We start from the raw sequence: 17,807 nt of genomic DNA, 5'->3' as shown, positions 1-17,807 counted from the left end.
TGCTTAGAGGAATAACGGCGTACCCATATCCAACTCCCCTTGCCCCGGCCAGGGACCCGAAAGCGGTTGTAGCCCTACATGCGGCCATTGCTGCCAGCCTGTCCTGTCCCAGGCCGCTGCTCTCAACAAGTTACCGATGACGGTTTCGAGATCTTCGGGACGCCACACATCGTCGTTGGGATCATCCGGCTTACCTTGGGAAGCCTGTATCGCCTCCTGGCCTACACGCGATACCACCAGGGTGCTGCAAGGCGGACTCCAGCAGCCCAGGCCCGAAAAAGTTCCGTGAATGCGCGCAGCCACTTCTACACCCCCTACCGAATCCATACTCACAGCGCAGGCTACAGGCTTTCCCCAAAAGGCCGGCGACTGCTCAAAAGCGGTTGCCACCTCCACAAACCGCTGCATGGGCGAGCTCCAGCTGTTCCAATATACACCACTGACTACCAGCAAGCCATCGCAGCCGCACAGCTGTTCATAAACAGCCTCGACGGAATCCCTGATCGCCGCCAGGGTCAGCACCGCTGAAGTTGCATCAGGTCGCGCGGCGATCAGCGTCTGTGCATATTGCACCAGCGCATGGGAATTGCCCCGGTCGCCCCTTAGCGAGCCGTTCAGGATCAGTATTCTTGTTGTACCTGTTGCCATGGGATGTAGATTATAGCAAAGCTATGAAAAGGCGGGCGGGGCAAGGTACGAATTACTTGTACCCACGTGTGACGCTCTATTATATACGCCGCTACTAAGTTATCTCACGATGGTATGGTGTCGCAGCGCTTTCTTGTATGCTGGCGCACGCGCCCTCGCGTGTGCCTGTTAAGCGATGATTTACCCACAGAGGCACGACGGCGCAAAGTAGGAGCTATTAAAGACGGTGCCTTTGTGTCTTAGTGAGAAACCGGGATCTCGATATTACTTAAGAACGCGCAAAGAAGGAACGATTAACACAGAATCTTTATGCTCCCGTGCGCTATATAAGGCCGGGAGGCCGACCGTTACTTGAGGTAATACCGGTTCTCAGCGATGCATTCCATTACGGCGTCGGGTACCAGGTAGCGTATCGACCTGTTTTCCTTTACTTCTGTACGGATGTGTGTGGAAGATATCTCCAGCAAGGGGGCTTTAAGCGTCGAAGCATTGGGATGCAGGCTTTGTTTGTCGACAGGAAAGCCGGGACGTTCAAAAATGATGATACGATAGTATTCCAGTATCCTGGTATAATTTTTCCAGCGGGGAAGGTTTTGATAGCTATCGCTACCCATGATCACCGTAAACCGTTCGAGGGGAAATTTCTCGCTCAGGTAGGCCAGCGTATCGATCGTATAGGAAGGTTTGGGCAAATGAAACTCAACATTACTTACCCTGAATTTGTTGTTGTTTTCTATGGCAAGCTCGGCCAGGTGCAGCCTGTCGTATTCGTTCAGCAGGCTGTGGCTTTCTTTGAGCGGATTGTGCGGCGATACGACAAACCATATCTTGTCGAGGTCGGCATGCTCCAGCACATGGTTAGCAATGATGAGATGACCGGTATGTATGGGATTGAAGCTTCCGAAGTATAGACCTATGTTCATGTATCGGCAACAGTTACGGTAATATGCAAATTCGGTTCCGGGCTCAGGCGATCTCTACCCAGATATGGCGGGCTTCGTTCTTGCGTAAGCTAAGACAGTAGCCGGATACCTGGATAGCAATGGGATCGCCCAGGGGCGCTATGGCTTCGATCGACACGGCCTCCCCGGGAATACAACCCATTTCCATCAGTTTCACCTTGGCCTCGTTGTCGTCAAATTGCTGGATCACACCGGAAGAACCGGATTTAAGATCGGATAAGCGGTACAGCATATATTAATAAAAAGCGGTGCAAAAATACGGCTCTTCAACGGCGATGCCAAATTAATTCGCGCCACGCCGGCCCCGCAAGCCACATTTGACAATGGCTTCCCGGCAGTTACGAAAAATCTTGTTACTTTTGCGCCAGCATTCTAACATCGGCTAATGAGTATTCACAACAATTATGTTGCCATACTGGCAGGAGGTGTAGGCAGCCGTTTCTGGCCCGAGAGTCGATTAAAGCTACCAAAGCAGTTCCTCGATCTGTTGGGTACCGGCCAAACACTCTTGCAAAACACCTACAACCGGTTTAAGGATATATGTCCCAGGGAGAATATCTATGTGGTTACTTTTGAGTCCTATACCGATCTGGTAAGGCAACAGCTACCCGGAGTACCCGAAACCAATATCGTCGCCGAACCCTCACGTAAAAATACCGCACCCAGCGCAGCGTATATCTCCCATAAGATCTATGCACGCAACCCGCAGGCCAATCTTATTCTGACACCGGCCGACCACCTGATCACTGACGAACGTATCTTTGAACGGCAAGTGTTTGAAACCCTGGATTTCGTTTCCAAAAACAATCATATCGCTTCCATCGGCATACGCCCTACCCGGCCCGATACGACTTACGGCTATATCCAGTATGAAATGGGCGACGGAGACGATCTTTTTCATAAAGTAAAGACCTTTATCGAAAAACCCAATCTGGATATTGCCCGTACTTTTCTCCGCTCAGGCGACTTCCTTTGGAACTCGGGCATCTTCGCCTGGAATGTCAAAACATTTATCAGTGTGCTGGACGAGCATCTCCCCGAGCTGAACGATGTGTTTGTACAGGCACGCGATGTGCTCAACACACCCAAAGAAGCGAAAGCTATGGAAATGCTGTATGCCCAGTGCACCAATATTTCGATAGACTATGCCATTATGGAAAAGGTACGCACGGTATATGTGCTGGCCTCACGATTTGGCTGGAGCGACCTGGGCACCTGGGAATCTGCCTATGAGCATTCGGAGAAAGACTACCTGGGCAATGCGGTTTATGGCAAAAACGTGATGATCATCGACGCTTCGGGCAGCATGGTCATGGCACCTGACCATAAGCTGGTCGTGCTGCAGGGACTGGAGCAATACATCGTAGTCGACACTCCGGAGGTGCTGTTGATATGCGAGCGCAGCAAAGAGCATCAGATCAAGGATTACCTGGCCGAGGTCAAACGCAACAAAGGCGAGAAATTTTTGTAACACATTTATATTTTTAACCAATCGATTCAGATATTTTAACGCACATGTTACCAAAGTACAACAGAATACTACTCAAGCTTTCAGGAGAATCATTAATGGGCGACCGCAGCTTCGGTCTCGATCCGCAAATGCTGACACAGTATGCGATCGACATCAAAGAGGTAACAGACCTCGGTGTGCAGGTAGCAGTAGTAATCGGCGGGGGTAACATATACAGGGGCATGAACGAAGCGGAGACGGGCATTGAAAGGGCACAGGGCGACTATATGGGTATGCTGGCAACGGTGATCAACGGCATGGCCCTGCAAGCCTCGCTGGAAAAAGTAGGTGTGAAGACCCGCCTGCAAAGCGCGATCAAGATGGAACAGATCGCTGAACCTTACATCCGCCGCCGCGCCATACGCCACCTGGAAAAGGGCCGCGTCGTGATCTTTGGCGCCGGTACCGGCAACCCTTATTTTACAACCGATACGGCAGGTTCGCTGCGTGCGATCGAAATCAACGCCGACGTGATCCTTAAAGGCACGCGGGTAGACGGTATCTACACAGCCGATCCCGAGAAGAATCCTGATGCCACCCGCTACGAGACCATCAGCTTCAGCGAAGTGATCGCGAAAGAGTTGAAAGTAATGGATATGACGGCCTTCACCCTCTGCCAGGAGAACAATCTGCCCATCATCGTATTTGATATGAACAAGACCGGCAACCTGTCGGATGTCGTGAGCGGCAGAAATGTGGGCACGCTGGTTCGTTAATTATACTAAGTGACTATCGGATATAGGAAACAGGATACAAATGGGTTCCCATTAACGGTTGCTGAGCATGTCGCAGCATCATCTTTGTCCTTTCGACAAGCTTAGGGGCCGGCTTTGTTTCCTATATCCGGATAGTCAGATCATATTATTTGTCCCGCAGGCCTATGAGCAATCCCGGGCTCACCGGAAGGATTAAACGGGAACAATGTCGCATTGGCGGGCCCGGCGACCATTTATTTCAGGCTGTCCAACATTTTTGCGTATGACCCGTAAGGAGCGCTACCAGTTTGTGATCGACTATTTTTCGGAGCACGCTCCGGAAGCGGAAACGGAATTGCTGTACGACAATCCGTTCCAGCTACTAGTCGCCGTGATCCTGTCGGCCCAGTGTACCGACAAGCGGGTGAACCTGACCACGCCCGCCATCTTTGCCCGTTATCCCGATGCGGAAAGCCTTTCTACCGCCACTTTCGACGACCTTTTCCCGCTTATCCGCAGCATCAGCTACCCCAACAACAAGACCAGGCACCTGATCGGGATGGCCCAAATGCTGATGAGCGACTACCATGGCGAGGTGCCCCTTACGGTGGCCGAATTGATCCGCCTGCCCGGCGTAGGCCGGAAAACGGCCAATGTGATCACTTCTGTTGTCGATCAGCAGCCCAATATGGCGGTGGATACCCACGTCTTTCGCGTTTCGGCGCGCATAGGCCTCACGCTTAATGCCAAAACACCGCTTCAGGCAGAGCAGCAATTGATCAAATTTTTCCCTAAAGAATTGATACACAAAGCGCATCATTGGCTCATTCTTCATGGAAGATACATTTGCGTGGCCCGCAGCCCCAAATGTGAGCAATGCGGCCTGCAGCAAGCCTGCAAATATTATCAGGCAACATTGAAAAACTAGTTGCATCTTTGCATGCTAAAATTTAATACGGACATAATATTAGCTGTCCGGATGTGAAGTATCCCTGTGTGTCGCATGTTGTCCTTTAAAGAAAATAATACCCTACCGGCCCTGACCTGGAAAGAAGCAGTGAAAGCAGATAGCTTCAAGATCAGGCTGCTCGTAATATCTCTTATTTTTGCCGCGATCCTGTTTGCATTTCCTTTCTTTTTCCAGCATATTGAACAGAGGGACGGTTATCTGCTGAAAGATTTCATTGTCGATCATCTCAAACCGGCAGATGTTTCTGTCCCGATCTTCGTTTGCATCTGGGGCATTACCCTGCTCATGATCATCCGGTGTATCCGCAATCCGATGCTGTTCCTGGTAGGCCTCTACGGCTTTATCGTGCTGACGCTGATGCGGATGCTCACCATTTCGCTTATCCCGCTCAATCCGCCTCATGGCCTGATCCCATTGGTCGATCCGCTGTCCAACTTTTTTTATGGCAACAAAAGTTCGTTCGTGACCAAGGATCTGTTTTTTTCGGGCCATGTTTCATCACAGTTCCTGTATTTCCTCTGCCTGCTGAAGCCCCGTGACAAAAAGCTGGCGTTGATCTCTACTGTCATCGTGGGTTCTCTGGTGCTGGTGCAGCACGTTCATTATACCATCGACGTCGTGGCTGCTATTCCGCTCTCTTACCTGGCCTATCGCATCGGCAAACGTGTTGCCATGGGCCGCAACGCAGCCTAGTTTTTCTCTGTATTCCGGGATTTGTCCCTATTGCCACGAAGACTTTATATCCTATCCGTAGAAATCGGCAAAAGGCTAATAAATATACCTGTTTTTGAAATATTTTTCAAAAGGGGCGGCACTTATTCAAAAATTCTCATACTTTTGAAATAACAATGTTTTCTGGGGTGCCTAAAGGCTGAGATTATACCCGTAGAACTCGATCCAGGTAATACTGGCGTGGGGAGCGAACATTAATGTAAGCTGCGTTTGCGCAATTGGACATAGGCCATTCATACAACAGCATTGATCTCCGGCAAATGCCGTGATCTCCTCCACTCCATTTTACCTGTTTGTTTTACGGCATTCTTTTTCCACAGCACTCCCCAAAACATTGAGGCATACACGCTGCTGCTTATACCCCGCAGCAATGGTTGTATGTACCCGTATATGTAACAAAGCCCACGGCAATAGATACTGATCAGCAGGCTAAAGCACCTCGCCTTGAAGAAGGTGTATTCTTTTAAAATTGTAAGACCATTTTGTATGAAAAAGAAACCAAATGCCGGTAAAATCTCTTTAAACAAGAGCACCGTTCTGTCCATGAGCAAATCCAACAGTGAAAAAGTTCAGGGCGGAGCCACTGTAACCTGCTTTGCACCGTCGCACAGGGCGATGACACAGGTAGTCCGCCAGGGCGGCTGTGTTTGCTCCTGCGCACCCTGCTAAGCCATCCCGTTTATGATGACACACGGTTAGGAACCCATCCGGAGGGGTTCTTAACCGTGTGTCTTACACGTATCCTAACTTATGCGATCCCATCCTGCACCCATTAACCCGGCTACAACAAAGGCCTGGACAGATGATCCTGCGCTGTTGCTGCGACAGCATGCCGACGATATCCTGCAACAACGGGACCGTATCCACGAGCGCAGCTCCGAATTCTATTTCCAGGAAACGATGGAAATGTGCCTCACTTTCGCGCATTTGTACCGGTATTACCATCACGAGCCTTACCTGGCTTACGTACAGGACCTGCTGCTGCGATGCCTTGAAAGCCTCCAGGAAGACCATCTGGGCGCAGGCTTGTGTGGCGGTGTCTCCGGCTTCCTGTGGCTATACCATCATCTGAGACGAATGGAGCTGATCGACGCCAGCTTTCCTTCGGTAAAAGATATCGAAGACCTGGTGATCGCATCGTTGCAACAAGACTTCGAAGCCGGAGATTACGATTTGCTTGGCGGCTTTGCCGGTAAGGCGGTGGCTTTGCTCGAAGCGCCGGTAAACCGTAAACGCCATAAAGCTTTGACGGCCGTAGTAACACAACTCGAACAAATGGAAATAACCGACGCGGAAGGTGGCCTGTACTGGCTCGATCTTGATTTTGACAACGGCAGCAAAGCGGTGATCAACCTGGGCCTGGCCCACGGCATGCCCTCACTTATTATCCTTCTCTGCAAAATACATGCTGCCGGTATTGCGATCAGGAAATCGAAGAAGCTGATTATGCAGAGCGTCCAATGGTTGCTGCGGCAGGAAGTCTACTCTGAAACAGCATCTTTTCCGCCCTTCCTCGGCTATGGCGGTCCTGCCCGCCTAGCCTGGTGTTACGGCGACCTCGGCATTGCCTTTGCCTTGTTGCACGCCGCCGCTGCAATGGATATGCCACGATGGCGGGATGAAGCGATCCGCATCGCGCTCAAAAGTACCCAAAGGCGGCTCGACGACGCGGGTGTGGCCCGCCATCCTTCTGCTCCGCTTCATGATATCAGCTTTTGCCATGGCACCTCTGGTCTGGCGCATATGTACCACCGCCTGTTCCAGGCGACCTCGGTAAAAGCATTTGATCAGGCGGCCAACTATTGGTACGATCTTACTTTTTCGATCGAAAAAAGCGATCGCTTCCTGGCCGGATATCCTTTTTTCTTTTATAATGAAACCGGGGAGGAAGTGATGTTCATGGAGAATTTCACCCTGCTGAACGGCCTGCCCGGCATCCTGCTGGCCCTTCACTCCCGGATTACCAATACCAAGCTACACTGGGATACCTGTCTGCTGACCGACCTGAGCATGCCGGTTTCCTGAAACAAATACACCATTGATAGCTTCCGTTTTCTTCCTTCGTCAAAAAACCGCGCATTTGCGCGTTGATTTGAATTCCCGGCCGGGAAATATTACTTTTGCACCGGAGCAGGTCAAGGCCTGTTCTTTCTACTTGCTACTAAAGCAACCTCGGGGTGCCTTACTGATCAGGCTGAGATTATACCCGTAGAACCTGGACCGGATAATGCCGGTTAGGAAAGGTAAGCACTGGTTTTCCCCACAACTTACCTTCTTGTATTCAGTATCCTTCTGCAGCGATGCATTATGGGGTCTGTAATTGTTGTTCCGCCGGAAGCGGAGCAGGAATGAGTATATCAAATTTGTGTGACTATGATGAACATTCGACCAAGAACCTTAAGCCTGCTGGGTGCCCTCTGTGCCAGCTTGAGTACTTATGCGCAGGAGAAGGACAGCATCTCTACTTTAGACCGGCAACAGGAGCTGATACCGGTTGAGGTAAGCGCCGTACGTGTGGGCGACAAAGCGCCTTTTGCCGTCGCCAATATTAAGGAAAAAGATATTCGCCAGGCTAACCTGGGTCAGGACATTCCCTACTTGCTGAACCTGACCCCTTCTGTGGTGATCAGCTCCAATGCCGGCGCCGGTGTGGGTTATACCAGCATGCGCATCAGGGGTACCGACGATTCCCGCATCAATTTTACGATCAACGGTATTCCCGTGAACGATGCCGAATCGCAGGCGGCGATCTTCGTCGATTTCCCCGATCTGCTTTCCTCGACCAATTCGATACAGATACAGAGAGGCGTAGGCTCGTCGACCAACGGCGCCGGTGCTTTCGGAGCATCGGTAAACCTGAGTAATCTTCAGCAGGAAAAGAAGGCTTATGCCGAGGTCAACAATAGCTATGGCTCCTACAACACCTGGAAACATACGGTGCGTGCAGGCAGTGGCCTGTTGAAAGGCGGCTTCCAGTTTGATGTAAGAGCGTCGAAGATAAGCTCCGACGGTTATGTGGACCGCTCATCCTCCGATCTGAAGGCCCTGCAATTCATTGCGGGCTGGACATCCAAAGATGAAAGAACGGCGCTTAAGTTCAACCTCTTTACCGGTACGGAGCGTACACAACAAGCCTGGAACGGAATTCTGAAGGATTCGCTAAAGACCAATCGCCGCTTCAATAGCCTGGGCCTGATGGCCGACGGCAACTATTATGACGACCAGACCGACAATTACCAGCAGGACTATTACCAGCTGTTCTTCGACCATCGCTTCGACGAGCAGTGGAGTGTTCATGCCGGCCTGTTCCTTACACGGGGAAAAGGATTTTATAACGAGTACCGGCTCCAGGACCCGCTTTCCGATTACAACCGCCCGGCATTCGTGACGCCTAAAGGCGATACCTTAGCGACTACCGATCTTACCCACAGGTTGTGGCTGGACAATTATTACTATGGCGGCATCTATTCCCTGAACTATAAAAAAGAGAAGACCCAATTGATACTGGGCGGCGCCTATACCCGCTACGATGGCAAGCACTATGGCTTCGTAACCTGGGCTGACTACGGTGTTCCGGTCAATTATCGTTATTACAACCTCACCTCGTTCAAAGGCGATTTCAACATCTATGCCAAGCTGCAGCAGCAGATAGGGACGCATCTGTATCTCTTTGGCGACCTTCAGTACCGCATGGTCCGCTACGAGATCAACGGTTTCCGCAAAAACCCCGACCTGATGCCCCGTACCAATTTTAATTTTATCAATCCCAAAGCGGGGCTCAGCTATATCCGCAACCATGCCAACAATGCGGAAAGCAAGCTCTACGGCTCTTTTGCCATAGCCAACAAAGAACCGAACCGCGACGATTTCGAAGCCTCCCCTGCACAGGCACCCAAGCAGGAAACCCTGTATGACGGAGAGCTGGGCTACCAATACCGGGGTAAACAATGGGAGGCAGGCGCCAACCTATACTACATGTACTACCACAACCAATTGATCCCTACCGGCAAGATCAATGACGTGGGTACCGCTACCCGCACCAATACCCCTAAGAGCTACCGCGCCGGCATCGAGCTGATGGCCGCTGCCACACCTGCCGGCTGGCTGCGGCTACAAGCCAATGCCACCCTATCCCGCAACCGTATCCTGGATTTTGATGAGTATATCGACGATTATGACACCAATATCCAGATCAAAAACAGCTACAAAGAAACCGACATTGCCTTTGCACCGTCTGTAATCGCGGGCGGAACGGCTACCGTAGAACCCTTCCGCAAGCTGTTGCAGCAGCAGCAGTTCTTTGTCGATGTTATGGGAAAATATGTGGGCCGGCAATACCTGGACAATACCTCCAATAAAGACCGGAGCATCGATCCTTACGGGCTTTGCGACCTGCGGTTGCGCTATACCATACAACCTTCTTTTGTAAAAGAGATAGGCCTTTCGCTGGCGCTGAACAATGTGCTGAACAAGAAGTATGAAAGCAGCGGCTACACCTTCAGCTATAAGGAAGATGGTACATTGAGCACCGAGAATTATTATTTCCCCCAGGCCGGCACCAATTTTCTGCTGGCGCTGAATATCCGTTTTTAAGTATGACCACATCTCCTCTTCTTTCGGCGCAAGCTGTCGCCCATCCCGCTACCTTGCTTGATGCCGGTACCATACGCCTGCTCCGGGAGCATGCGTTCCGGGCCGAAGAAGCGCGGAGCTTACCAGCTCCTGTACTCGACCTGATCTATGAGCGGCGATGGTTCCAGTTGATGGTGCCCCGTGCCTGCGGCGGTCTTGAGCTGAGCCTACCCGAGGCCGTACGATGGTTTGAGGCGTTGGCCTGGGCCGAAGCCAATACCGGCTGGTGCGTCAACCTGGGCGCCGGCGCCAACATGTTTGCCGGTTATTTCGATGCCGGTACCGCCACGGCTATTTTCAATGATTCCCGCACCTGCTGTGCCGGCAGCGGCGCTATATCGGGCACGGCCCTCCAAACAGAAGGTGGGTACCTGCTTACCGGCCGCTGGAAATATGCCAGCGGCGCCAACCATGCCACGCATTTTACAGCCAACGCCTGGCTGCATGATGCTGCCGGTACGGCCATCACTCATGAAGGGGAACCTTTGTTCCGCTCTTTCATTGTCCCGGCTGCACAGGTGCTGAATCACCGCAATTGGAATGCCATAGGGTTAAGAGCTACTTCCAGTAACGATTTTGAGATCAGAGATATCTTTGTGCCCGATACGCATGTATTCAATCTGCAACAGGCTTCGGGATTTGCCAATGGCTCCTTGTACCGCTTTCCCTTTGCCCAGTTGGCCGTGATCGATATGGCCTGTATGCTTACGGGCATTGCCTTGCACTTTATGGCGCTGTACGAAGAGTTGGCGGAAAAGAAAAAGCCTTTGCATGGCGAACAATTGTTGCGGGACAACCCCGTAGCCCGGAGTATCTATGAACCGGCGGGCCGGTCTTTTCTTAAAGCCCGCGATGCGATGTATACTGCTCTCGGGGAAATATGGCAGCTATATGAAGATAACCAACAGGCTACTCCTGAGGCGTTGAGCACCTTTGACGTCGCCGCCAAAAACGCGGCCCGGAGTGCCCGGGACCTGATCAATGCCCTCTACCCGCTTTGTGGCATGAGCATACTCGATCCGGGCACAGAACTGAATAAGGTATGGCGCGATGCGATGACCGCCGCGCAGCATTACCTGCTATCGCCCTTGAATGCCTGACCGACCGGGCACCTATAAGGAAAGAGCAAAGCTGATGATGCTTTGCTCTTTTGTCTTTTCAGGCTGGTCCGGTACTGGTTAACAACCGGAATAAGCCGGGTTGAGCGTGCAGGCGCCGATGCTCTGTGCACAGGTACCGGTTACTACGACACAGTCGTGGCCGCTCTGGAGCTCGCATTCGCGGGTAATCGTAAATCTGCCGATCCTGGTCTCACCGCCAACTAGTTGTTGCTGTGCGAGGCTGGCGATCTTTTGCTTGGCCAGCTGCAGACGGCCCATGTTCACTTTAGTTTTCTTCATTGTTGCTGATGTTTGGATAAAGCAGCCCTGTCGTGCCTTGGGCCGCATGTTCGGCATTTGCAGCAGTAATTTACGATATTTCCGGCAATGGCGCGGTGGGTTGTCCGTTGATGATCTGTGCCAAGGCCGCATCCAGGTGAGGATACAGAAACCCAAAACCCTGTGCCAGCAACCTTTCCGGCAATACCCAGCGGCTTTTGAGCACCAGCTCCGTTTCGGTATGGATAAGCCTGGCGCCGGTCTTCAGTAACCATACCGGCACCGGAATGCCAAACGGCATATGCAGTTGCCGCCGCAATAAGGTCATCAGCTCGCTATTGGTGACGGGAAAGGGCGCAGCGCAATTAACCGGGCCGCTGAGCGCTTTCTCCCGGGCGACAAAGTTGATCGCACGATACAGGTCTTCGATGTGGATCCAGCTGAACCGCTGGCGCCCGCTACCCTGCCGGCCGCCCATACCCCAGCGCACCATATTGCGGTAAGGCCCCATAACACCGCCGCCTGCTCCCAATACGATGGCTATGCGTAAGGCTACCTGGCGGGTATGCGGACATTCAAAAGCAAAAAAGGCTTCTTCCCAGGCTTTGGCTACGGACACAGAAAAACCGTTGCCGATTTCGCCCTCCGCCTCCGTCATCGGCCGGTCCTCGGCATGCCGGTATATCGTGGCCGTGCTGGAATTGAGCCACAACCCAGGCGGCTGGCTGCACTTACCGATCGCTTCACCCAGGATCTGGGTTGTTTCCGTTCTTGATTTCAGTATGATCTCTTTATTCACCGGTGTATAACGGCAATCGACCGATCTGCCAGCAAGATTGATCAGCATGGCAGCACCTTCCAGGGCATGGGTTATACCAGCAGTATCTTTCCAGGCAATTCCTTCGTTACGTGAGATGATCTGCACCGCTTTGCCTTCGGCATGAAACCTGGCGGCCAGGTAGCGGCCTATAAAGCCGGTTCCACCGGCCAGAATAATTTTCTCTTTGCTCATAGGATGATAATGAGGACCAGCAGGCGATAGAGGATCCAGGTATAGCTAAGGTAAGCCGGAAGCGCCAGACGCGCAACCCTGGCGCGATGCGTGAGAAACATGATAGCCACGACGCCAAAGAACCAGCAAAGGGCCGTGATTGCAGGTAGCTGCAGCCATTGGCGTAACCCGATGTATGGCCAGAGTAATAATGAACCGATAAGGGATACCGTCAGCTGCTGATACCAATATTGCGCTATCCGCTGCCAGGACTGCCTGAGCAGCCAAAGTGCCTGGAACAATAGCTGGCCGTTAACCATACCCAGCTCCAGCCAGAAGGAATAGTGTACGGTAAGATACACTTGCAGGTATCTGGCGTAAATGCTCAGCGTAAATGCCGTAAACAAGATACAAACCAGAAGATAAGCCGGCCGGTATAGTGAGCTGATACGTTGCAAGAATACCGTTTTTCAGTAAAAAATGAGTTAAACCTTGGCTTCCCGGCTCCAGGATAACAGGGAATCGTATTGCTCGTCGATAAGCGGATGCGGCAGCACGATCGCAGGCTGCGTGGTATGAAGAAAGATGGTCTTCATGCCCAGGGTTTTACCAAACTGCATATCGCTGAGATTGTTACCAACCATAACGCTTTGTTCAAAATCGATATCCGGAAAATCCTTTTGTGCGTCAAGTCCCATGCCGGCATTGGGCTTGCGATGCGAATGGTTACTGTCGACAAAAGGTGCAAAATAGATCCGGTCGATCTTTCCTCCCGCCGCTACTACCGCTTCAGTAAGGTGATCGTGTATCTCCAGCAGGGCGGCTTCGGTCATATAACCGCGCCCTACGCCACGTTGATTGGTAACGATAAAAACATAATCAAAACGACCCGACAGCGCTACCAGTGCGGCCACCGCACCCGGGTAAAAAACAAATTCATCTTTATGAAAAATATAGCTGCCTTCTTTTTCTTCGTTAATGACCCCATCGCGGTCCAGGAACAATGCCGATGCCATAGCTGTAATTACCTTAAATGACTATCCGGATATAGGAAACAGGATACAATTTGCTTCTAAATAACGGTTGCTCAGCTCGTCGAAGCACCACCTTTGTCCTTTCGACAAGCTCAAGGACCGGCTTTGTTTCCTATGTCCGGATACTCAAATTACCTTATTGTTTAAAATCTTCCTGCGCCTTATAATAATCTTCGGGGATACCGATATCGATAAAATAAGTATCGCTCACAAATCCCTGTAGCGTTCCCTGCCCGGCTTCGGGTTCCAGGAATTCCTTTTCGAAAGAGAATTTTTCGGGAAATGCTGCCAGGCCGGCTTTCTCTTTATCCAGCAGATACACGCCGCCATTGATTAGTCCTTCCTTGCGGAATTGCTTCTCTTCAAAAGCGGTAATATCGAGCTCCGCGTTGAGCTGCACGGCGCCGTAACGTTCAAAGTCCTGCATGGGCTTGAGCGCCAGCATAGCCTTATGCCGGGCATCGAAGGCCTCCTTCATGCTATGCAGATCGACAGCAAACATGGTATCGCCGTTAAGAATAAAAACCTGAGCTTCTTTTGATTTTATCAATGCCCTGCGCATACCGCCACCGGTGCCCAGGGGCTCCGGCTCCAGCACCCAGCTGGTCTTAAAGGTGTAGGCCTTCTGTCGCAGGTATTCGATGACCACCTCAGATTTGTAGCCCAATGAGAAGATCACATGGTCGACATGCTGTTGCTCCAGGTATTGCAGCACATGTGCCAGGAACGGCTGACCCGCTACGGGCGCCATACATTTGGGCACATCGCTTACCACGCCGCTTAATCGCGTACCAAGCCCGCCGGCCAATATAATACACTCCATGGATCGATAGAATAACGGGGGATTCTTATTATGATTTGGGAAACAAGCGTTCTTCTGCCAGCTGACAGATAATATGGCCTATCGTAATGTGACATTCCTGTATCCTCGGCGTATCGTTGCTGGGAATATTGATCAGGTAGTCGCAGAGCGGCTTCATTTTGCCACCGCCGGCACCGGTGAGGCCTACGGTTATCACACCCATTTCTTTTGCCAGCTCGAAGGCCTTAAGAATATTGGCAGAATTGCCTGAGGTGCTGAGCCCGACAAGCAAATCGCCGGCTTTGCCCATACCCCGCAATAAACGGCTATAGACCAGCTCGTAGCCGTAGTCGTTGGCTACTGCTGTGAGGTACGAGGTATTACAATGCAGTGCTTCGGAAGGCAAGGGATTCCTGTCGGTATAAAAACGGCCCGAGAACTCGGCTGCAAGATGCTGGGCATCGGCAGCGCTACCGCCGTTGCCACAGAATAATACTTTATTTCCCGAAGAAAATGCCGCGATGATCTTCTCCGTCACTTCACTTACGGTGGCGATCAACCGCTCGTCGGACAGTACCTGTTGTTTGACCTTTATGGATGCGTCTAAAATATCGGCGATCTTCTGATTCATATCTGTGGGAATGTTTGCTAATGGTCAAAAATAGCAATTAATCAGAAACCCGCTTAATCTTTAGTACTTTTGCGCCGTTATTTTCAAAAGTATAAACACAGTATCAATGAACCAGGATTTTGAAACCGTAGCCCGGATCATCAAAGACAGGCGCACCACTAAAGCAGCCGCCATGAACGGGCAGCTGATTCCGGACACAATCATACAACAGTTGCTGCAGCTGGCCGACTACGCGCCTACGCATGCACGCACAGAGCCCTGGCGGTTTTTCGTTTATGCAGGAGCGTCGCTGAAACAGTTTTGCCAGGATCATGCACAACTGTACTGGGACCACACTGCCGAAGAAAACCGTAAAGAACAGACCTTTGAGAACCTGGCCCATGCCGGCGATATGGCGTCGCACCTGGTGATCACGGTGATGCGCCGGACACCCGAAGCCAAGATTCCCATGATGGAGGAATATGCCGCCACATCAGCGGCAGTGCAGAATGTGTTGCTGGGTGCCGAAGCCCTGGGCCTGGCTGCGATATGGAATACGGGCGGTATGGCTTTGAAGCCGGCTATGAAGGCCTACCTGAAGCTGCAGGAAGAAGACCAGGTAGTCAGCTTTATGTACCTGGGCTACAGCGACCAGCCGCGTAAAGAGGCCGTACGCAATATTCCCCTGGACGAGAAGATCGTTTGGGCCTGAGGGGGACAAGCATTTCCTAATTGATATAAGCATACATGTACCTGAAGCAGATACTCACACTCATCCGTAAAGATTTCCTGCTGGAATGGCGCCAAAAGCATACTTTTTTTGGCGTCATTCTTTATGTGGGTTGTACGGTATTTGTACTGTATATGATGGCCGGCCGGCCCGAAAGCCGCATCTGGAATGCCTTGTTTTGGGTAGCGCAGTTGTTTGTTACCGTTAATACGGTGGCCAAGAGCTTTTTGCAGGAAGGAGAAGCGCGCATGCGTTATTATTTCACCTTGGTAGCACCGGTGCAATATATCCTGGCCAAAATGGTCTATAGCCTGGTGCTCATGATAGCCATGATGTTCATTTCCCTGTTGTTGTTCCACCTGCTGCTGGGCAGCCCTGTTATCCGTGCCGGTACTTTTATCGGTGTAGCCAGCCTGGGTGCGGGTAGCCTGTCGCTGCTGTTCACCTTCCTGTCGGCCATAGCAGCCCAGGCAAGGCAGAACGCCGCGCTGATGGCTATTCTGGGCTTTCCCATCGCCATTCCCCTACTGATGGTGCTCAGCAACCTTGCCCTCGGCGCCGTAGCCTCTGTACAACAGGAAAGCTGGTGGAGCATGGTATGGGTCATGTTGGGGCTTGATGTGCTCATACTGGGCCTCGCCGCCGTGCTGTTCCCCTTTTTATGGAAGGAGTAGTTTTTAGATGTGAGATATTAGAGGTTAGATATTAGATGTGCGATATTAGATGTGCGATTAGCATCAGGATTGAAGTGCCAGGGTTATTGGATTTTGAATTTCGGATTTTGAATTTTGAATTTTGATTCTTAGGTCTTGAATCCTGACTCATGGCTCTTGTATCTCATCATCATTTATCTTTATCTTTTCCCTCACACCGGGTTACGAACAAAGGTTGTACATTAGACGTTTAATTACGGGTCGTGCCTGTTGGCCGATCGTATTTTAATCATCTGATCATTATGGATACCGCAGCACTTCAACGTGAGATCTGCAAAGTGATTACCGGCATAGGCGGCTATATCAAGTGGAAAAAGGAATTTGGATTACCTGCCAGGGTACTTTACTTTTTTTCGGGCAAGCAACCGGTAATCAATATCGAAGCCCTGTTCCTGGGCGAACGTTTCGCAGTCGTAATCGGGCAGAACAAAGGGCGCAGGAATACGAATATGTTCAACGCAAGCGGTTATCGCATCATTGTTTGCGATACGATCGCAGACTTCAAAAGGCAATTCGATGCTTTCAAAGCCCAAAAACTGCAGGACCGTTAATAGCAACCGGTAAGCTCTTTACTATTTTATACCGGATTCAATAATTACGATACGATTAAATTTACATTTTTTCCTTAGCTTTGCGCTCCCGTCTTCGTAGCTCAGTTGGTAGAGCAGCTGACTCTTAATCAGCGGGTCTAGGGTTCGAGTCCCTACGAGGACACTGAAACAACAAGGCGCTTATGATAGAAATTCATAGGCGCTTTTGCTTTGCACCACTATTGTTCCCGATCTGCAATGCCACTCCCTGCAAAATCATAGACTCGCGATCCGATCGGCTATGTTCTCTTTAAAAGCTGGCATACATTCAGCGGCCGTTCAGACCGCTGACGCATTCCGGCCGGCACCGGACAGGACGGTTGATCTCATTATCATTCCTCCCGCTTTGGTACATCCTTAGGAACACCAGATCAAATACCAGGTATTCGCCTCCCTTGCATATAAAGAAAGCTTAAAAGCGCCTTTGACCGGTTGCGGCAATTTTTCTTCTATTGTACATTTGAACAGGACCAAACAACCAAACCTAAAATATGGAAACCCCACTGAAAAGGAACCACTACGTTCCGCCCGGCGAAAAGATCGCCTGGCTATTAGGCCTCAACATGGCGGAGTATGAACAATTGAGCCACTCCGGCATCAGGGCCATCATGGACATGAATGGCAATATCATGAAATACTACATGATCATCAGCTTGCTGAATCCCGATCACCTCCTCCGGAAGATCAAAATGAACAAGCTCAGGATGGTATACTTTCCACACGATGCCTTTGGCTGGAAAGATATCCCGGTCGACGAGGCTATATAGCTTTCTCCGGCAATCATCGACCCGACGCAGTGCTACGGAAGC

Annotated in this window: 21 protein-coding genes, 1 tRNA gene and 2 riboswitches; of the genes, 13 read left to right on the top strand and 9 right to left on the bottom strand. The window is 51.1% G+C overall.

The annotated features are described in order from the left end of the window. Positions 1-3 precede the first annotated feature (3 nt). The 3 genes from DZK30_RS02760 to DZK30_RS02750 form a co-directional block, all read right to left on the bottom strand. On the bottom strand, positions 4-648 hold the full coding sequence (locus tag DZK30_RS02760) for a flavodoxin family protein (RefSeq protein WP_118972548.1): 645 nt from the start codon (positions 646-648) through the stop codon (positions 4-6). A gap of 347 nt (positions 649-995) precedes the next feature. After that, on the bottom strand, positions 996-1,571 hold the full coding sequence (gene nadD, locus DZK30_RS02755; RefSeq protein WP_118972547.1) for a nicotinate (nicotinamide) nucleotide adenylyltransferase: 576 nt from the start codon (positions 1,569-1,571) through the stop codon (positions 996-998). A 43-nt stretch (positions 1,572-1,614) separates the two neighbouring features. Further along, on the bottom strand, positions 1,615-1,842 hold the full coding sequence (locus DZK30_RS02750; protein WP_118972546.1) for a FeoA family protein: 228 nt from the start codon (positions 1,840-1,842) through the stop codon (positions 1,615-1,617). A gap of 153 nt (positions 1,843-1,995) precedes the next feature. Here DZK30_RS02750 and DZK30_RS02745 point away from each other — a divergent pair, with 153 nt between their 5' ends. From DZK30_RS02745 to DZK30_RS02710, 8 genes are all read left to right on the top strand, one after another. Beyond that, entirely contained in the window at positions 1,996-3,081 is a 1,086-nt protein-coding gene (locus DZK30_RS02745; RefSeq protein ID WP_118972545.1) for a mannose-1-phosphate guanylyltransferase, read from the top strand. Between the two features lie 44 nt (positions 3,082-3,125). Continuing rightward, positions 3,126-3,836, top strand: a complete 711-nt coding sequence (pyrH, locus tag DZK30_RS02740) for a UMP kinase (protein ID WP_118972544.1) — start codon at positions 3,126-3,128, stop codon at positions 3,834-3,836. A 262-nt stretch (positions 3,837-4,098) separates the two neighbouring features. Next, positions 4,099-4,743 carry an endonuclease III gene (gene nth, locus DZK30_RS02735; protein ID WP_118972543.1) on the top strand — a complete coding sequence of 215 codons (645 nt, stop codon included), beginning with the start codon at positions 4,099-4,101 and terminating at the stop codon, positions 4,741-4,743. Positions 4,744-4,818: 75 nt separating this feature from the next. Next, entirely contained in the window at positions 4,819-5,478 is a 660-nt protein-coding gene (locus DZK30_RS02730; RefSeq protein WP_118972542.1) for a phosphatase PAP2-related protein, read from the top strand. Between the two features lie 153 nt (positions 5,479-5,631). Beyond that, a riboswitch (TPP riboswitch) is annotated at positions 5,632-5,721 on the top strand. 282 nt (positions 5,722-6,003) lie between these two features. After that, positions 6,004-6,186, top strand: coding sequence for a class I lanthipeptide (locus DZK30_RS25625; protein ID WP_162902786.1), 183 nt, complete (start codon positions 6,004-6,006; stop codon positions 6,184-6,186). Between the two features lie 81 nt (positions 6,187-6,267). After that, positions 6,268-7,542, top strand: coding sequence for a lanthionine synthetase C family protein (locus DZK30_RS02720; RefSeq protein ID WP_118972540.1), 1,275 nt, complete (start codon positions 6,268-6,270; stop codon positions 7,540-7,542). Positions 7,543-7,680: 138 nt separating this feature from the next. Next, positions 7,681-7,775: riboswitch (TPP riboswitch) on the top strand. A gap of 115 nt (positions 7,776-7,890) precedes the next feature. Beyond that, on the top strand, positions 7,891-10,110 hold the full coding sequence (locus DZK30_RS02715) for a TonB-dependent receptor (protein ID WP_118972539.1): 2,220 nt from the start codon (positions 7,891-7,893) through the stop codon (positions 10,108-10,110). Between the two features lie 2 nt (positions 10,111-10,112). Further along, positions 10,113-11,249, top strand: a complete 1,137-nt coding sequence (locus DZK30_RS02710; RefSeq protein ID WP_118972538.1) for an acyl-CoA dehydrogenase family protein — start codon at positions 10,113-10,115, stop codon at positions 11,247-11,249. Between the two features lie 78 nt (positions 11,250-11,327). On the opposite strand, the gene DZK30_RS02705 is transcribed toward DZK30_RS02710, so the two are convergent. The 6 genes from DZK30_RS02705 to DZK30_RS02680 all read right to left on the bottom strand — a co-directional run bounded on the left by DZK30_RS02705 (position 11,328) and on the right by DZK30_RS02680 (position 14,986). Further along, a complete protein-coding gene (locus DZK30_RS02705; RefSeq protein ID WP_118972537.1) occupies positions 11,328-11,549 on the bottom strand; it encodes a hypothetical protein in 222 nt (73 codons plus the stop codon). Positions 11,550-11,619: 70 nt separating this feature from the next. After that, on the bottom strand, positions 11,620-12,540 hold the full coding sequence (locus tag DZK30_RS02700) for a TIGR01777 family oxidoreductase (protein ID WP_118972536.1): 921 nt from the start codon (positions 12,538-12,540) through the stop codon (positions 11,620-11,622). After that, positions 12,537-12,977, bottom strand: a complete 441-nt coding sequence (locus DZK30_RS02695) for a hypothetical protein (protein WP_118972535.1) — start codon at positions 12,975-12,977, stop codon at positions 12,537-12,539. Before DZK30_RS02695 ends, DZK30_RS02700 begins: the two co-directional genes overlap by 4 nt. 27 nt (positions 12,978-13,004) lie before the next feature. After that, positions 13,005-13,535 (bottom strand): D-glycero-alpha-D-manno-heptose-1,7-bisphosphate 7-phosphatase, encoded by a 531-nt coding sequence (locus DZK30_RS02690; RefSeq protein WP_118972534.1) that lies wholly within the window; start codon positions 13,533-13,535, stop codon positions 13,005-13,007. 154 nt (positions 13,536-13,689) lie between these two features. After that, positions 13,690-14,376: a nucleotidyltransferase family protein gene (locus tag DZK30_RS02685; protein ID WP_118972533.1), complete on the bottom strand. Its 687-nt coding sequence runs from the start codon at positions 14,374-14,376 to the stop codon at positions 13,690-13,692. 28 nt (positions 14,377-14,404) lie between these two features. Continuing rightward, positions 14,405-14,986: a D-sedoheptulose-7-phosphate isomerase gene (locus DZK30_RS02680; RefSeq protein WP_118972532.1), complete on the bottom strand. Its 582-nt coding sequence runs from the start codon at positions 14,984-14,986 to the stop codon at positions 14,405-14,407. 106 nt (positions 14,987-15,092) lie between these two features. On the opposite strand from DZK30_RS02680, the gene DZK30_RS02675 reads away from it, so the two are divergent. From DZK30_RS02675 to DZK30_RS02655, 5 genes are all read left to right on the top strand, one after another. Further along, complete coding sequence (locus DZK30_RS02675; protein WP_118972531.1) at positions 15,093-15,677, top strand: nitroreductase family protein; 585 nt, start codon at positions 15,093-15,095, stop codon at positions 15,675-15,677. Positions 15,678-15,712: 35 nt separating this feature from the next. Further along, on the top strand, positions 15,713-16,369 hold the full coding sequence (locus DZK30_RS02670) for a heme exporter protein CcmB (RefSeq protein ID WP_118972530.1): 657 nt from the start codon (positions 15,713-15,715) through the stop codon (positions 16,367-16,369). A gap of 281 nt (positions 16,370-16,650) precedes the next feature. Further along, positions 16,651-16,959, top strand: coding sequence for a hypothetical protein (locus tag DZK30_RS02665; RefSeq protein WP_118972529.1), 309 nt, complete (start codon positions 16,651-16,653; stop codon positions 16,957-16,959). 90 nt (positions 16,960-17,049) lie between these two features. Then, a tRNA-Lys gene (locus DZK30_RS02660) sits at positions 17,050-17,122 on the top strand. A gap of 367 nt (positions 17,123-17,489) precedes the next feature. Further along, positions 17,490-17,765, top strand: coding sequence for a hypothetical protein (locus tag DZK30_RS02655; protein ID WP_118972528.1), 276 nt, complete (start codon positions 17,490-17,492; stop codon positions 17,763-17,765). Positions 17,766-17,807 lie beyond the last annotated feature (42 nt).

This window comes from Taibaiella koreensis (assembly GCF_003545715.1).
Lineage (GTDB): Bacteria > Bacteroidota > Bacteroidia > Chitinophagales > Chitinophagaceae > Taibaiella > Taibaiella koreensis.
The sequence above is the reverse complement of the archived record's forward strand: the minus strand, read 5'-3'. Positions and strand labels throughout refer to the sequence as shown.

Bases quoted from the DNA above. Each gene is read 5' to 3' on its own strand.
- DZK30_RS02750 (WP_118972546.1), bottom strand. From the start codon at position 1,842: ATGCTGTACCGCTTATCCGATCTTAAATCCGGTTCTTCCGGTGTGATC.
- DZK30_RS02675 (WP_118972531.1), top strand. From the start codon at position 15,093: ATGAACCAGGATTTTGAAACCGTAGCCCGGATCATCAAAGACAGGCGC.
- DZK30_RS02700 (WP_118972536.1), bottom strand. From the start codon at position 12,540: ATGAGCAAAGAGAAAATTATTCTGGCCGGTGGAACCGGCTTTATAGGC.
- pyrH (WP_118972544.1), top strand. From the start codon at position 3,126: ATGTTACCAAAGTACAACAGAATACTACTCAAGCTTTCAGGAGAATCA.
- DZK30_RS02710 (WP_118972538.1), top strand. From the start codon at position 10,113: ATGACCACATCTCCTCTTCTTTCGGCGCAAGCTGTCGCCCATCCCGCT.
- DZK30_RS25625 (WP_162902786.1), top strand. From the start codon at position 6,004: ATGAAAAAGAAACCAAATGCCGGTAAAATCTCTTTAAACAAGAGCACC.
- DZK30_RS02665 (WP_118972529.1), top strand. From the start codon at position 16,651: ATGGATACCGCAGCACTTCAACGTGAGATCTGCAAAGTGATTACCGGC.
- nadD (WP_118972547.1), bottom strand. From the start codon at position 1,571: ATGAACATAGGTCTATACTTCGGAAGCTTCAATCCCATACATACCGGT.
- nth (WP_118972543.1), top strand. From the start codon at position 4,099: ATGACCCGTAAGGAGCGCTACCAGTTTGTGATCGACTATTTTTCGGAG.
- DZK30_RS02685 (WP_118972533.1), bottom strand. From the start codon at position 14,376: ATGGAGTGTATTATATTGGCCGGCGGGCTTGGTACGCGATTAAGCGGC.
- DZK30_RS02745 (WP_118972545.1), top strand. From the start codon at position 1,996: ATGAGTATTCACAACAATTATGTTGCCATACTGGCAGGAGGTGTAGGC.
- DZK30_RS02720 (WP_118972540.1), top strand. From the start codon at position 6,268: ATGCGATCCCATCCTGCACCCATTAACCCGGCTACAACAAAGGCCTGG.
- DZK30_RS02690 (WP_118972534.1), bottom strand. From the start codon at position 13,535: ATGGCATCGGCATTGTTCCTGGACCGCGATGGGGTCATTAACGAAGAA.
- DZK30_RS02670 (WP_118972530.1), top strand. From the start codon at position 15,713: ATGTACCTGAAGCAGATACTCACACTCATCCGTAAAGATTTCCTGCTG.
- DZK30_RS02760 (WP_118972548.1), bottom strand. From the start codon at position 648: ATGGCAACAGGTACAACAAGAATACTGATCCTGAACGGCTCGCTAAGG.
- DZK30_RS02705 (WP_118972537.1), bottom strand. From the start codon at position 11,549: ATGAAGAAAACTAAAGTGAACATGGGCCGTCTGCAGCTGGCCAAGCAA.
- DZK30_RS02730 (WP_118972542.1), top strand. From the start codon at position 4,819: ATGTTGTCCTTTAAAGAAAATAATACCCTACCGGCCCTGACCTGGAAA.
- DZK30_RS02680 (WP_118972532.1), bottom strand. From the start codon at position 14,986: ATGAATCAGAAGATCGCCGATATTTTAGACGCATCCATAAAGGTCAAA.
- DZK30_RS02655 (WP_118972528.1), top strand. From the start codon at position 17,490: ATGGAAACCCCACTGAAAAGGAACCACTACGTTCCGCCCGGCGAAAAG.
- DZK30_RS02715 (WP_118972539.1), top strand. From the start codon at position 7,891: ATGATGAACATTCGACCAAGAACCTTAAGCCTGCTGGGTGCCCTCTGT.